4 protein-coding genes are annotated in these 15,453 nt (G+C 71.4%); 2 read left to right on the top strand and 2 right to left on the bottom strand.

Going from position 1 to position 15,453, the window contains the following annotated elements; translation table 11 throughout:
* Window positions 1-163 precede the first annotated feature (163 nt).
* Window positions 164-7,405 carry an RHS repeat-associated core domain-containing protein gene (locus tag ACH4J0_RS39135; protein ID WP_396245963.1) on the bottom strand — a complete coding sequence of 2,414 codons (7,242 nt, stop codon included), beginning with the start codon at window positions 7,403-7,405 and terminating at the stop codon, window positions 164-166.
* 379 nt (window positions 7,406-7,784) lie between these two features.
* Between ACH4J0_RS39135 and ACH4J0_RS39130 the strand changes: the two genes are divergently transcribed.
* Window positions 7,785-12,125: a LamG-like jellyroll fold domain-containing protein gene (locus ACH4J0_RS39130; RefSeq protein WP_396245962.1), complete on the top strand. Its 4,341-nt coding sequence runs from the start codon at window positions 7,785-7,787 to the stop codon at window positions 12,123-12,125.
* Between the two features lie 129 nt (window positions 12,126-12,254).
* Here the strand turns inward: ACH4J0_RS39130 and ACH4J0_RS39125 are convergent, their stop codons facing one another.
* Entirely contained in the window at window positions 12,255-13,370 is a 1,116-nt protein-coding gene (locus ACH4J0_RS39125) for a DUF1214 domain-containing protein (protein ID WP_396245961.1), read from the bottom strand.
* 98 nt (window positions 13,371-13,468) lie between these two features.
* Between ACH4J0_RS39125 and ACH4J0_RS39120 the strand changes: the two genes are divergently transcribed.
* On the top strand, window positions 13,469-15,046 hold the full coding sequence (locus tag ACH4J0_RS39120; RefSeq protein ID WP_396245960.1) for a PP2C family protein-serine/threonine phosphatase: 1,578 nt from the start codon (window positions 13,469-13,471) through the stop codon (window positions 15,044-15,046).
* Window positions 15,047-15,453 lie beyond the last annotated feature (407 nt).

Raw genomic sequence — 15,453 nt, 5'->3', positions numbered from 1 at the left:
GGGGTGTGGTGTGGTGGTGGGGGGGGGCTTGGGTGTTTTGGTTTGGGGGGGGGGGGGTGGGACCGGGGGGGGGCCGGGCGGGGGGGGGGGGGCCCCCCCCCCGCCCGCCCCGCCGTGCTGTCGGTTCACCGGCGCGGAGCCGTCCGGCCGGCTGGGAACGCTATCAGTTGTCCCCGGAGATCCTCCGCCACATCATCTGGCCGAAGTCCTCGGCGTCCTCCTCGGTTCCCTTGTCGCCGTGGACCCGCATGCCCTCCTGGTGGTGCACCTCGTGGAAGAACGTGACCACGGCTTCCTTGATGTTGCGCAGTCCCTTGTTGGAGAGCTCGATGATCGGCAGGCCGTTGCGGCCGCGGTGCGGCACGTCGGTGAAGGTGGAGTTGGACCGGATGTAGTGCGGGCTGTTCCCGTAGTTGGTCTCGCCCGTCTCCGCGTCGTAGATCCGCTCCTTGTGGACGACGTCGTAGCGGTCCCACACGTCGCGGTACCCGGCCCGGGCGAGCGTCTCCTTGAGCCGGCCGAGGCTGACGACCGGTCCGGACTCGTACTCGTTCGGCTTGCCCTTGGAGCCGCGCCGGTAGGCGTTGCCGCTCGGGCCGGCGTCGGTGGCCTCGGGGGCCGGGCTCGGCTGTTCGGCGGTCTTGCCGCCCCCGCCGCCCTTGCCGCTGCCGCCGGGTTCCTTGCCGCCCTTGCCGGTGCCGGACTTCGGGGTCGACGGGGTGTCGCCCTTCGGGGTGGTCGGCGCCGGGTCGGCGGGGGTGGTGGTGGGCAGGTCGCCGGAAAGCAGCTTCTTGACCGCGCTGATGACGGAGTCGCCGTCCTCGACCGCGAGCTTGACGGCCTTGACGGCCTTCACGCCGCTGCTGATCGCCTTGACCGCGCCGTAGCCGTCCAGGGCGAAGGAGCCCACGATGCCGGTCCACTGCCCGGCGACGTACGACGTGGAGCTGGTGTCGACGCCGAAGAGCTCGGCGAGCGGGTGGTCGTCGACGTAACCGGTGTGGCCGAGCTTGAACGGGGTCTCGTTCTCGTACCCGACCATGCCGTCGAACACGTCGTTGTCGCCGTTGACGATGTCGGCGAACGAGTTCCAGCCGTCGGACAGGAAGTTGACGCCCCACTGGTACGGGTCGCCGACGATGGAGTCGCCGATGCCGGTGAGCCAGTTGCCCGCCGCGCCGCACCAGTCGGAGCCCCACCACAGCCCGGTCGGGTCACTGCCGGACACCGGGTTGCCGGCCGCGTAGCCGTACCCGCCCATCTGGTTCGGGTCGCCGTTCTCGAAGACCGGGTCGACCTGCAGGAAGCGGCCGATGACCGGGTCGTAGTGGCGTGCCCCGAGCAGGCTCAGGCCGGTGGCGGCGTCGGCGGGCTTGCCGAGGAAGCCGTGGTTGTCGGCCCAGCTGCCCGGCGCGGTACCGCGCGGGTTGCCGTACGGGTCGTAGGAGCGCCGGGTGACGGCCAGTGTGCCGCCGTCCACCTGGAGCTGGGCGGTGCCCTGCGGGGTGGTGGGCTGGTAGCTGATGGCGCCGTTGCTGGCGCGCACCGTCACGGTGCCGTCCGGCGAGCGGTAGTACCGCAGGCCGGTAACGGTCTTTCCGGTGGCGTCGAGGTTCAGCTGCTCGTTGCCGGAGAAGAGGTAGAGCGTGTTGCCGCCGGGGCCGCGCTGGAGCAGCAGGCCTCCGTCGGCGTCGTACAGGTAGGAGCTCTTCTTGCCGTCGGTGGTGACGGCCGCGGTACGTCCCTCCTCGTTGTAGTCGATGCCCTGGTTGCCGGCCTTGGCGCCGGTGGTGACCCGGGTCTGGGTGTTGCCGGCGTCGTCGTAGCCCGGGGTGAGCACGGTGGTGCCGGTCGCGGTGCGGGTGGTGACGGTCGAGACGGCGTTGGGCCGCTTGGCCGGGGTGACGCCCTGGCCCGGGTAGGCGAGCGTCTGGACGGTGTCCTTGGCCGCGTTGCCGGTCACGTCGTGGCTGATCTGCTGAGTGCGGTCACCGAGCTGGTCGAACTGCCAGTCCTGCCAGTACGCGGCGGGGCCGCCGACGGTGGCCGGGCTGGGCCGGGCGGTGTTGCAGCGGGCCAGCTGGCCGGCGGTGGCGGTGGTGATGCCCTTGGTGTCGGTCCAGGCGCTGGTCAGCCGGCGCTGGGCGTCGTAGCCGAAGCACTGGGTGTCGGTGACCCGGTCCGTGCCGCCGCTGGACTGGACCTCGGAGACGGTCGTCAGGTTGCCCGACGGGTCGTAGCCGAAGGTCGTGTCGGAGATCGGGTTGGCGGTGTTGTTCTGCAGGGTGACCCGGCTGGTGGCCAGTCGGCCGGTCGCCGCGTCCCAGGTCTGCGCGGTGCGCAGCTGCTTGGTCGGCGTGCCGACGGTGGTCTGCACGACCTGGCCGAGCGGGCTGTAGTTGACGGTCGCGACGTACGGTCGGCTGGGCGAGCCCAGGCTGACCAGTCCGCCCTCCAGGTTGTAGCCGTAGCCGACGGTTTCGGCGGGCAGGCCGCCGTCGCCGTTGAAGGACGTCGAGGCGAGCATGCCGACGTTCTCGGTGTAGGCGGCCTTGGCGGTGTAGGTGCCGGCCAGGGCGCCCTCGGCGGCGGGGATGACGGTGCTGACCGAGGTCGGCTGGCCGACCGCGTTGTAGCCGTCGACCCGCTGGACGTAGGCACTGCCGTTCTTCCCGCCCACGTACCGGGTGGAGGCGACCGGAAGGCCCTTGCCGAGCTTGTCGTAGCTCCACTCGGCGAGCAGCTTGGTCGGGTCGCCGGTGTCGGTTCCGGAGTACTCGGCGGTGCGCCGGCCCAGCTGGTCGTAGGTGAACGACAGGGTCTGCTTGCGGGCGTCGGTGGTGCTGGCGAGCCTGCCCAGCGGGTCGTAGGTGGCGCTGGAGGAGCCGGCGGCCGGGTCCGTCTGGGACGTCATCCGGCCCTGCAGATCGTAGCCGTAGGTCCAGGTGTTGCCCGCGTTGTCCTGGACGGTGGAGATCTGCCCGCGCGCCGTGTAGGTGTAGCGGGTGGTGATGTCCGCGGCCGGCGCGGTGCCGGCCGTGCGGGCGGACCAGAGCCGGACGTTCGTGGCGTCGTAGACCGCGACGTCGTCGTCGGCCTGGACCTTGAGGTAGCCGCCGGGGTGGCCGGCCGTGCCGCTGGACCACAGGGTGGTCTTGCCGGTGGCGTCGAGGACGACCAGGTTGCCGTCGGCCTGAATCACGGCGTAGGCACCGGGGTGGCCGCCGGTGCCGCTGGACCACAGGACCTTCTCGCCGACCAGCGCGGTCAGTGCGAGGTTGCCGTCCGGCTGCATGCCGAGGCGGACCCCGGCGGAGACCACCGAGGTGCCGGAGGAGATCCGGCTGCCGCCGGCGAGCTGCCGGTCGGGGGTGTCGTCGCGCTGGACGCGCACGGAGGTGCGGCCCTGCGCGTCGGTGTAGGTGGTGTCGGCCTTGCCGCCCTGCGCCGGGGTGGTGTCCACCCGGTCGGCCCCCCGGTAGCTGACGGAGCTCTGCCACAGGGTGCTGGCGAAGGAGACCAGCGTGGTGGTGACGGGCCGGCCCTGGCCGTCGTAGGCGGTGCGGGTCACGGACGGGCCGGTGCGGTTGGTCTCGGCCCACATCGTGCTGCCCGGCGCGTGGTCGGCGTCGGAGTAGGTGGCGATGCTGGAGACCGCCCAGCCGTGCGAGTCGTAGTAGGTGGAGGACACCAGCCGGCCGGCCGAGTTGTCCGCCGGGGTCGACTGCGTCTGCCGGGGCTGGAGGGTGCCGTCGTAGATGGTGACGGCGGTGCTGTAGGAGCCGTCCTCGCGCAGGCTCCTGGTGGTGACGGACGAGGGCGTCGGGTTGTCACCGGCGCCGTGCACGTCGTAGGAGTAGACCCGGTCCGGGGTCTGGGTGGCCTTGTCGCGGCCCGGGGACCAGACCTTCTCCCGGCGGCCGAGCGCGTCGTAGGTCGCGTCCGTGACCTGGTTGTTGACGTCCACGGAGTGGGTCACCGATGCGCGGCCGGGCGAGACGGTGCTGGTGGCCGTCCACTTCAGCGGGTTGGTGGTCGACAGGGTGGTGGGCAGCACGCCGGTCTCGGGCTGGTACCCGGTGGTCGTGGTCTGGCCCGCCGCGTCGGTGCTGGCGGTGACCCGGCCGTAGCGGTCGTAGGACATCCCGCCGAGGGTCTGGAACTGCGGCCGGCCCTGGGCGTCGTAGCCGGTGACCGCCTGGGTGGCGGTGACCAGGCCGAGCGAGGTGCCGTTCTGGCCGAGGACGCCGTAGGTGCCCGGGTGGTCGACCGAGCCGTCGCCGTCGTAGAAGATCCGCTTGTGGGAGAGCGTGGTGTTCTTCCCGGGCGCGGTGCCGCACGGGCCGGCGACGCTGATCGTCTCCTTCGGGGAGACCAGCATCATCGGGTTGTCCGACGGGGCGTCCGCGTAGGTGGTGGTGGTGCAGGTCTCCTGCTTCGGGTCCGAGAGGTCCGGCTGGTCGTCCTCCTTCCAGATCCGGCCCTGGTCGTCGAAGGTGGTGCTGGTCCGGGCGGTGCGCCAGCCGCCGTCCGACAGCAGGCTCATGGTCCGCGAGGAGGTCGCGGTGATCTGGCGGGCCGTGAGGTCCGGCAGGGTGGAGAGCTTGTCGGGCGCCGGGTCCTCGGACGTCCACGCCTTGCGGCTCGCGCTGGCGGTGACCTTGAAGGTCGGCGGGTCGGCCAGGGTGCGGGTGACGACGCTGCCGCCGGCCTTGGTGTAGCCGAGGGTCTGGTACGGGGTGCCGGCCAGCCACGGGCTGTCGGTGATCTCCTCGCCCAGCGCGTTCTTCACCTTGACGGTGCGGGTCGTCCCGTCGGCCTTGTAGTCACCGTCCATGCCCTGGAGGTAGGAGACGGTGCTCTGGGTGATCGGGTCCGGGGCGGCGCCGGTGGTGGTGGTGACGGTGCGGTAGCCCCGGAAGTCGTTCCAGGTGCGGTGCTTGTCGTCAGTCAGTTCGGAGTCGTCGCGGTGCCAGGCGGCTCCGTCGCTGTAGGTGTAGCGGGTGACCTTGGCGGGCGAGCCGGCCTTGGTGCGGTCGCTGTCGGTGACCTGCTCGACGAGGGTCTTGTGGAACCAGTCCTCGATCGGCTCCACGCCACCGGGGGTGTTCCAGTAGACCTGGTAGCAGGCCATCGTGTCGCTGTCCGCCGAGGCGGGCATGGTCTTCTTCTCGCGCGAGCACTCCGGTGCCCGGTAGGTGACGGCGATCGACTCGCCGGTCTCGGTCTGCACGCTGGAGATGCGCGGGTGGTACAGCGGTGGGGCGGCCGGCGAGGGGCCGTCGACCCGGTTGTCCATCTCGATGCCGGTGAAGGTCACCGGGTCGAGGGTGACCGGCCCGCTGCCCCCGGCGGAGGTGTCCTTGCCGGTGTGGACGATCGAGGACAGCCACATGACCGACTGCAGCGAGCCGGTGGCCTTCGGGTCCTGGGTCTTGCCGGTGACCGGGTCGAAGGTGCCGCCGGCGTCGGAGAAGACGTGGTCGAGCTCGTAGGTGTCGACGTCCTGCCACCCGGAGGCGGTGCGGACCTTGGTGTCGATGCCCTTGAGGCGGTACGTGGACCAGAAGGTGGGCCCGCCGGTCAGGCAGACGCCGTCCGTCTTGTCGTCGTCACCGACCTTGTTCTTCCAGTCGGACTCGCAGTGCAGGTCGTACGGCGTGTCCGGCCAGTTCGCGGCGGTGTCCGAGGAGAGGTTGCCGTCCTTGCAGACGCTGTCCGACTTGGTGCAGCGCTGCGCGGCGCGGAAGACCACCTGGGCGGCCGGTTCGCGGCCCGCCCGGGCGTCGGCCAGCTGGTAGCCGTAGGAGATCTTCGTCAGCCGGCCACCGCGGGTGTACTTGGTGACCGTGCCGCCCTTGTCGTCCTTGGCGACCTGGCCGTAGCCCATGTTGTAGTAGTTGGACTCGGTCGCCCAGTCGTAGCGCTGGACGTTGCCGTGGGCGTCGACGACGAAGTCCAGGTTGAACCGCCAGCCGACCGGCTTGTCGCACTGGGAGTCGTCGCCCTTGTCCGAACTGTGGCAGGGGTCACCGGACTTCGGATGGTAGACCGGCACGCCCCAGGCGCTGTCGGTGGCCTCGTCGGAGGTGGTGCCGGGCGCGTGGTTCAGACCCAGGTAGTAGGCGGTGCCGTCGGTCGTGGTGACCTTGAAGTACTCGCCCTGCCACAGCCCGTTGGCGGCGTCGGTGAGCCGCTCGATCCTGGTGCCGTCGTCGCTCTGGAGGTGGTAGACGCCGTTGTCGTCGCGCAGCAGTCGGCCGTTGTGGCTGCCCAGTTGAAGCGTCGCGTTCCAGCCGGCCCAGCACTCGTCGCCGGAGTCCTTGATCCCCTGGTCCTTGCAGCTCTTGTACGAGCGCTCGATGAAGCCGGGGGTGTACGACCAGCCGTCACCGATCCACGAGGACTGGGAGTTGCGCGCGGAGGTCTCGCCGTCCACCGACTGGGAGTCGTAGGAGAGGCTGACCGTCGGCGCGGTGCCGCCCAGCGACGGCGGCACGGTGACGGGGTAGTGGTAGGTGAAGGCGCCCGACGCCGAGGCCGACCAGGCGCCGGAGGCGGACAGCGAGGTCGCGCCGAAGTCGCCCTGCGAGCCGCCGGAGCCCGCCACCGCGGCCACCGCCATGCCCCCGGAGGAGGAGAGCGCGGAGGGCGCCGCGAAGAGGGAGGACGACTTCCTGGCGTCCGTCGAGCCGGGCAGGGCGACGGTGCCGCTGACCTTCCGGTTGACCGGGTCGTTGACCGACTCCAGCGGGGCGCGGGTGCGGCAGGCGGCCACCTGCGGGGTGGTCAGCGCACAGCCGGGCATCGCCACCAGGTGCAGCCGGGACGCCCAACCGCCGCCGTACGCCTGCTCGATGGCGCCGTAGTCGAGGGAGACCGACACGCTGCCCGTGTCGGTTCCGCGGTCGGCGCGGCTGAGGCCGACCAGCAGGCCGTCCACGCCGGCCCCCCGGGCCTGTCCCCGGTCGGCCACGGTGACCTGCACCGCGGACACCGGCGAGACCGGGCTGAGCGGGGCGGCCAGGGCACGCGCCCCGGCGCCGAGAGCCGCGGGAGCGGCCGGCGACACCGAGACCGGCAGCGCACCGGCCTGGACCGCGCCCGCCGGTGCGGCCAGGCTGCGCACCGTGGGCGCACCACCGAGGTCGACGGTGGCACTGGCCGCGGCGGGCCACTGGGGGCCCTTCACCTCGTGCGGCTTCAACTCCCTGGCACCGGCCGGGAGCACCGGCTTCGGGGCGTCACCCGCCGGGCTGTCCGCCGGGTGCCCCGGCACCTTCGGCTGGGCCGGGAGCGGGTCCGCCTCCCAGGTCCTGTCCAGGTAGCGGTAGCCGCCGACGACGGAGTCGGCGACCGCGAACGGTGCCGACAGCGCGAGGGCGGTGACGGTCGCGACCGTCACCGCTCCTCGTCTCATCCAGGCCCTGCCGCGGGCTCTGTCGATTATGCGGAATCCCTGTGATCCGCCTGGTCCTGCGCGCATGCGCACAATCCCCCATGGAGACGAACGGTGAGGTCGACTGAGGTCACGTCAGCTGACGGGCCGTGCTCGGACCGGCTGGAACCGTATTGCGATGACAAAGAGTCAGCAATACCCTTCCCCAGCGGTCACACCTTTCCCATCCGGCACACAGGTTCGCCAAGTCGTTCACCAAGTGGTCGGAGACGGACGGAACGGCCGCAATTCCGACACCCGGCGGCCCGTGCGCCTCATCGCGCTGTGAGAAGAACCACAGCGGCGCAACCGGCCACCGCATCCGGTCCTCGAAAGGACGACGACAATGGGGGAGCGCTCCCGCACCCGGAGCCATCCGGCGCGAATACCGACACGCCGTCTGGCCGTATCGGCGCTGGTCACCGGGCTGCTGCTCGGCACCGTGGGCCCGGCGGTCGCGGACGACGTGCCGGTCGACGCCGGAGCCGCGGCGGGCAGCGCCGCGGCCTCGCCGCTGGCCGCCGCGAAGGCCGAGGCCGTCCGCACCGGCAAGCCGGTGACCGTCGACCGGCTCACCACCGCGACCGACGAGACCGTCGCCAACACCGACGGCACCTTCAGCGTCACCACCCACCTCCAGCCCGCCCGGGTCCGCCGGGGCGACGGCTGGGCTGCGGTGGACGCGACACTGGTCGGCAACGCCGACGGCAGCCTCTCGCCGAAGGCCACGCCCTCCGGGCTGGCCCTGTCCGGCGGCGGCAGCGGCCCGCTGGCCACCCTCACCGACGCCGAGGGCCACCGACTCTCGTACACCCTGCCGTTCCCGCTGCCCGCCCCTCGGGTCAGCGGTGACACCGCCCAGTACGACGGGGTGCTGCCCGGCGTCGACCTCAAGGTCACCAGCACCGACCAGGGCGGTTTCCACGAGGTGCTGGTCGTCCACGACGCGAAGGCCGCCGCGAACCCGGCGCTCGCCGCGCTCCGCCTGACCGCCACCACCAGCGACGGCCTGACGCTGAACGCGGACGCCGACGGGCGGGTGGCGGCGACCACCGCCGACGGCACGGCCGTCTTCCGCTCCCCCACCCCGCTGATGTGGGACTCGGCGCGCACCGCTTCCGCGGGCACCGCTCCCGCCGGCACCACTCCCCCTGCGGCGGCGCCGACCGCCGCGCAGCGGTCCGCCGGCACCAGGGCGATCGCCGCCCCGAAGGCTGCCGAGGGCGCGGGTGACCCGACCGCCGCACCGACCACCACCCCGCAGCCGACCACCGCCTCCACCGCCGAACAGCCCGGCACCGCCGCCCAGGTACGGCCGATCGCGGTGACCAGCTCCCCCGGCGCGCTCACCCTCGTGCCGGACGCGGGCCTGCTCAGCGACCCCGCGACCGTGTGGCCGGTGTACATCGACCCGTACACCAGCCCGATCACCAGCAAGAAGAGCCACTTCATCACGGTGAAGGAGGGCTGCCCGTCGCAGAGCGCGTACGACGACGCCCAGGACAACGGCGAGGGCGTCGGCTACCAGCACTGGAAGGACTGCTACGGCCTCAACCGCGCCTACTTCGAGATCAACATCGGCAACCTGACCAAGGCCATGGTGATCTCCAAGTCGACGGTCCACCTCACCTCGACCTACGGCGCCTCCTTCGACTGCGACAACGAGACCGACGTCAAGCTGGCGACGGTCACCGGCATCAGCGGCTCCACCACCTGGAACCACCAGCCGGACGTGACCGGTGACGGCTACATCGGCGGCACCCAGAAGGTGAAGAGCTCCAACCCCTCCCAGAGCTGCGGCGATCACGACGCCGCCTGGGTGGTCACCGGGCAGATCAAGAAGCTGGCCGGCGAGAAGGACAGCTGGACCTTCGGGCTGTTCGGCAACGAGTCCAAGTCGTCGAGCAACAACGACTTCGTCCGCTTCGCCAACAACCCGTACCTGACGACGGTCTTCGACATCGCGCCGTCGGTGCCGGACAAGCTGGGCACCACCCCGCCCGCGATCTCGCCGTCCAGCAACGGCTGCGACGGCGCGGAGCCCGGCTGGATCGGCCAGTCCGGCCTGGCCGGCGACGCCTCCGACATCACCCTGAACGCGCACCTCAACACCGACATGACCGGCGTCAACCTGCGCGCCCGGTACGAGGTCTGGGACACCAAGATCGCAGACTCGGCCGGCAACTCCACCGACAAAGGCTCCCCCGTCAGCGGCTGGGTCGGCGACGGCGGCACCACCCGCCAGAACATCGGCTTCAAGGTCGCGGACGGCCACCAGTACGGCTGGCACGTACGGGCCGACGACGACACCCTGATGAGCGGCTGGTCCCCGAACTGCTACTTCAAGGTGGACCTCAGCGCGCCGAGCGTGCCGACCTTCACCGAGTCACCGGTGTTCCCGCCGCTCGGCAGTGACCACGCTCCCACCGGCCATGCCGGCGACACCGGGGTGAAGGTCGCCGTCAGCGCCGACGACCCGACGCCGACCGGTTGCACCCGCGGCTCCTGCGTCAGCAGCGGTATCGACCGCTTCGAGTACGCGCTGGACGTGAACATCCCGGCCAACGGCGCCGCCAAGGTGGACGCCGTCCAGACCGGCGGCGGCAACGCCACCGCCGAGATCCCGATCGTTCTCAGCGCCGCCCAGTGGGGCGCCCACACGCTGTTCGTCCGCGCCGTCGACAACGCCGGCAACACCCAGGGCACGGTGGGCCAGTACAGCTTCTTCGCCCCCTGGAACCCGAACGCCAAGGTGACCGCCGGGGACATCGACGGCGACGCCGTGCCGGACCTGGTCGCCCCCACCACCGGCGGGGACCTCGTGCTGGTGCGCGGCGACGCCGACCCGGCCGCCCCGCCCGTCACCGTCTCCACCAAGGCGCAGAGCCCGGACGGCACCGGCTGGAACAACTACCTGGTCGCCCACCGGGGCACCGCCACCGGCACCAACGTGGACGACCTGTTCGCCTACGACAAGGTCACCCACGAGCTCTACCTCTACCCCAACGACGCCATCACCCCCGGCGGCACTAGCGGCCACTTCACCCTGACCCAGAACGTCGTCCCGATCCGCAACTCCGGCAGCTGCCCGGCGAAGGGCTCGGACGGCACCTGGAACAACGTCAGCCGGATCCTGGCCCCCGGCAAGCTCGCCGGCTTCGCCGACGCGCCCGACCTGATCACCGTCGACAAGGGTGAACTCTGGTACTTCCCGGGTACCTTCCAGGCCGGCTGCAACCTCGCGGCCGGCGTGCGGATCGGCACCGGCGACTGGTCGGACATCACCCTGCTGGCGCCCGGCACCGTGAACGGCGTGCCCACCCTCTGGGCGCGCAACGACACCACCGGCGCGGTCAGCAGCTTCCCGCTGACCTTCGCGGGCGGCGTCCCGACCACCCGGATCGCCGCCCCGACCGGCGCCCCGCTGGTCTCCGGTGTCCTGGACACCGCGAACAAGAACCTCTGCCTGGACATCGACCACGCGCGGACCGCCAACGGCACCGCCGCGCAGATGTACACCTGCAACGGCACCGACGCCCAGACGTTCACCCTGGGCGCCGACCACACCGTGCACGTCGTCGGCAAGTGCCTGGACGTGGTGAAGGGCGGCACCGACAACAACACCCCGGTGCAGCTCTACCAGTGCAACAACACCGGCGCCCAGCAGTGGGTCCCCGGTCCGTACCCGGGCAGCCTCAAGAACCCGCAGTCCGGCCGATGCCTGGCCGACCCGGCGAGCAACCGCAACCCGCGCACCCAGGTGATCATCTACGACTGCAAGGACATCGCGGACCAGAAGTGGGCCGCCACCAACGGCAACGTGCTGCCCGCCGCCCAGCCCGTGCTCCCGCTCGGCGTCGGCGAGAAGGACTACCCGACGGTGGCCTCCCCGGGCGACGTCCAGGGCACCGGCTTCCCGGCGCTGTACGCCGGCAGCGGCTCCGGAAGGCTGGTCGAGTACCCGGGCGCCGCGGCGGTCGGCGGCCTGGCCCAGTTCGCCGCCCCGGTGTCGATCGGCCACGTCCACCGGCCGACCGCCTGGTGGAAGCTCGACAGCACCGAGGACAGCGTCCGCACCGACGGCGCCCTCACCCTGTACGGCACCGCGGCCGTCGTCGACGACCCGGACCGCGGCAGCGCGCTCGCCCTCAACGGCACCACCGCGTTCGCCGACACGCCGGGCCCGGCGCTCGACACCAGCCGCAGTTACACCGTGTCCGCCTGGGTCAAGCTGACCAGCCTGACGAACAACTCCAGCTTCGTCTCGCAGTCCGGCGCCACCGGTAACGGCCTCCAGCTGTACTACTCCAGCGGCGCCCACGCCTTCGCCTTCGGCCACGGCCACGCCGACGACACCGCCGGCGCGTTCACCAGCGCCTACGGTCCCACCACCGGTCCGCTCAGCCCGAAGACCAACACCTGGTACCACCTGGTGGGCGTCTTCGACGCGGACAGCGGGCAGCTGAAGCTCTACGTCAACGACGAGACGGCAGCCTCCGCCGACTACACCGGCACGGTGTGGAACGCCACCGGTCCGGTGCAGATCGGCCGCCGCAAGTACCAGGGCTTCTACGGCGAGTACACCGCCGGCCGGGTCGCGGACGTCCAGCTCTTCGCCGAGGCCCTCACCCCGGGCGGCGTCCGCTCCATCGGCAAGGACCGCCCGGTCCCCACCCAGCTCAGCTGACACCCACCGGCCCGACGGCCCGAGGCCCCGGCCACCCCCTTCCCCGGGGGGCGGCCGGGGCCTCGGCCTTCCCGCACGACCTCGCCGCGACCTCGCCGCGACCTCGGTCGTCGCGGTCCCTTCGGTGGGTCAGGCCGAGTGGTGGCCCCTGACCCGTACGAGCGGCGGCGGCCAGCTCACGGGGATGTCACCGGTGCGCGGCGCGTACAGCCGCAGGGTGACGGAGAAGTTCCCCTTGGTGTCGATGGGGAGCCAGTTGGTCGCCCGCAGCTCCGCGTTGGCGATCGGGTCGGCCTGGATGTACAACGTGGTCGCGCCCGTGACCGAGTCGGCCACGGGGGCGACGTAGTGGCCGACGGCGTAGATGTCGGCGGGGTTGGCGATGAGGAAGCTGTCGGAGTCGTAGGCGGTCAGCGACCAGAACCCGTTGACGGGCGGCAGCTGGCCGGCGGGGAAGGTGAGGGTGTAGCGGAGCGGAGCCCCGGTCTCGTCGGTCGCCGCGCCGGCGATGCTGGGATAGAGGGCGTCCTCGGGGAGGTTGGCCCCAAGCCCGATCGCGGTGATGTAGGCGCGCTGGGTGTAGTCGGTGCCGTAGTACCCGATGTCGGTCTTGGTGAAGGTCCAGCCGTTGACCGGCTCGGAGGCCTTGTGCCGGCTGATCCTGGAGAGGCCGAGGTGCTTCGCCAGCTCCAGCTGGGCGTCGGTGGGGAGCTTTGAGCGGTCGTACGGGTGGACGCCCAACTCCTCGAGCACGGCGGACATGGCCGCATCCGGCGGGTCGAGCGGTGTGCGGGTCAGCAGGGCGGCGAACTCCTCGAAGAACTCGGGGCCGGTCATCGTCACATTGACCAGCTCGGAGGGCGGCGTGCTGGGGACGCCGGGGTCGTAGACGCCGTCCGGAGGAACGTAGCTGCCGTTGTTGGGCCACGCGCTCAGTGGCAGCAGCCGCATCAGGTTCTGGTAGCCGGTGACGGTCTGGATCTCTTCTTCGCCGGTGTTGTGTATCTCCGTGCGGCCGAGCAGCCAGATCGTGTTGGTCGGCATCCGCAACCGATGGACATCACTGGGGAGTTCACCCTGCCAGTCGGGTCCGGTCAGCGCGTAGGAGTAGACCTCGGCGCCGGTGGCCGGGTCGGTGACCGGCGTGGCGAGCGGCTTGATGCTGTTGCACGGACGCGCCGGACGACCCGCTGGAAGGCCGCACGCAACGCCTTCGAGGTCGCCGAGACGCGCCCCTGAACGCACTGACGCCGGCCATCCGGGGGTACCGCCCCATCATGAGCGGTTTGTGGGTGTTGTCATGGCGGGGCGAGAAGGCCGCGCGGGCGTGACATGCTCGTTGCATGAAGGTCCACGAGGAACGGGCAGCACGGGGATCGCTCGGCGGCCCCTCACCAGAGGACGTCCCGGTGGTGGCCGTGGTACGGGAGGTGCTGGCCGGCCTGTCCGGTTCGGTGGTCTTCCTCCAGCCGGAGTTCGGCGCCGGGGGCGAGGTGGTGGACTTCCGGTTCACGGCCGCGTCGCCCGAGGCGGTCGACATCGGTGGCCGCCGCGGAGCGGAACTGGTGGGGAGGAGCGTGCTGCGCACCTACGCGGGCGTGGCCGGTAGCGACCTGTGGCAGGGCTACCTGCGGGCACTGACGACCGGCCTCGGCTACGAGGGGGAGTTGGAGTCCGAGGAAGGCGCCCCCGGCATCCCGCGCCTGTCCCGGTACCACGTGCGGGCGGCGCCCTGCCAGGGAGGTCTGATCGTCACCTGGAGCCGCCTGGATACGACCGAGCGTGAGCAGCGGCGGCTGGCGATCATGCAGCGGCTGGGCCGGATGGGCTGGGTGGACCGGGACCTGGTCCGCGGCGAGATCAGCTGGTCCGACGAGGTGTACTCGATCTTCGGCAGGGACCGGTCTCTGGGGCCGTGGACGCTGGAGGAGTTGTCCGCTCGTGCCGACGGCGAGGACCGCCCGGCCCTGGAGGACGCGGTCCGGCGCCTGCTGAAGGCCGGCGAGCCGCTCGACCAGACCTTCCGCATCCAGCTCCCCGAAGGTGAGGTCCGCCACGTGCGGGTCGTCTCGGAGGCGGAGACGGATGCGCTGGGTCAGACGGTCCAGGTCCACGGCTTCTTCCAGGACCTCACCGCCGCGAAGCAGGCCGAACAGCAGTTGCTGGAGCACCAGCAGAACGCTGTCGCCCAGCAGAGCCTGCTGGCCGCGGAACGCGACCTGGCCGCCCGCCTCCAGGAAACCTTGCTACCGGTGCCCGAGCAGGTGCTGCAGCTGGCCGGCCTGACCGTCGATGTCGCCTACCGGCCCGTCCAGGAAGGTCTCAATCTCGGCGGCGACTGGTACAGCGCCATCGAACTGCCGGACGGCAACGCGCTGATCGTCCTCGGCGACGTCGCCGGCCACGGGCTGGACGCGGTCGCCACCATGGCGCTGTTGCGCTTCACCGCCAAGGGCATGGCCATCACCGACTCACCCCTTCCCGACATCCTCTCCCGCCTGAACACCCTGCTGCTGCACGCCGCGGACCGCAGCGGCGGCACGGCCACCATGATCATGGCTGTCTACCAGCCCGCCCTCTCCCGACTGACCTGGGTCCGGGCCGGCCACCCGCCGCCCCTGCTGCTGCGCCAGGGCGAGACCCACTTCCTGCCGACGCCCGAGGGCATCCTGCTGGGTGCCGTCACCGATCCCCGCTACGAAACGGCCTCGCTCCAGCTACTGCCCGGCGACCACCTGCTGCTGTACACCGACGGCCTTGTCGAGAAGCCCGGCGAGGCCCTGGACGAAGGCATGGCCCGACTGGCCCGCACTGCCACCGCCCACGCCGAAAGCCCCCGCTTCCTCGACGACCTCGTGCGAACGCTCGTCACCCCCGACACCCGCCGCGACGACATCTGCGCCCTGCACATCAGCCGCTGACTCCCCCGGCGGCGGGGCGAGCAAGGGCGCGGGGTAGGGCCCCCCGGAGTTGGGCTGGTCGTCGCTGCGGTCGAACAGGCTCAAGGAGCGAAGGCCGGGTCCGGCGCGCAGTCCGATCGGCAGGGCGCCCCCGGTCGGCAGGGTTGATGGTGCATCGTTGACCGGCGTGTCCGACCCGGCGGAAATCGCCGGCTCAGCCGTCCGCGATCAGTCCAACACCCGCCCGGATTCGGGCCTGACGGCGCCACGCCCGGCGCGGGCCGCAGCCAAACCACCTGCCCAGGCGGACAGTTGCTGCGCTGATGCCTCCTCAGAGGACGTTAAGTCCGTTTCTGGTAGATGCCTCGTCCGGGTTGGGTGAGGAAGCCCTGGCGGGTGAGGCGTCCGAGGCGGGAGCGGGTGACATT

The organism is Kitasatospora sp. NPDC017646 (genome assembly GCF_044329365.1).
GTDB lineage: Bacteria > Actinomycetota > Actinomycetes > Streptomycetales > Streptomycetaceae > Kitasatospora.
This window is presented reverse-complemented; position numbering and strand designations above follow the sequence as displayed.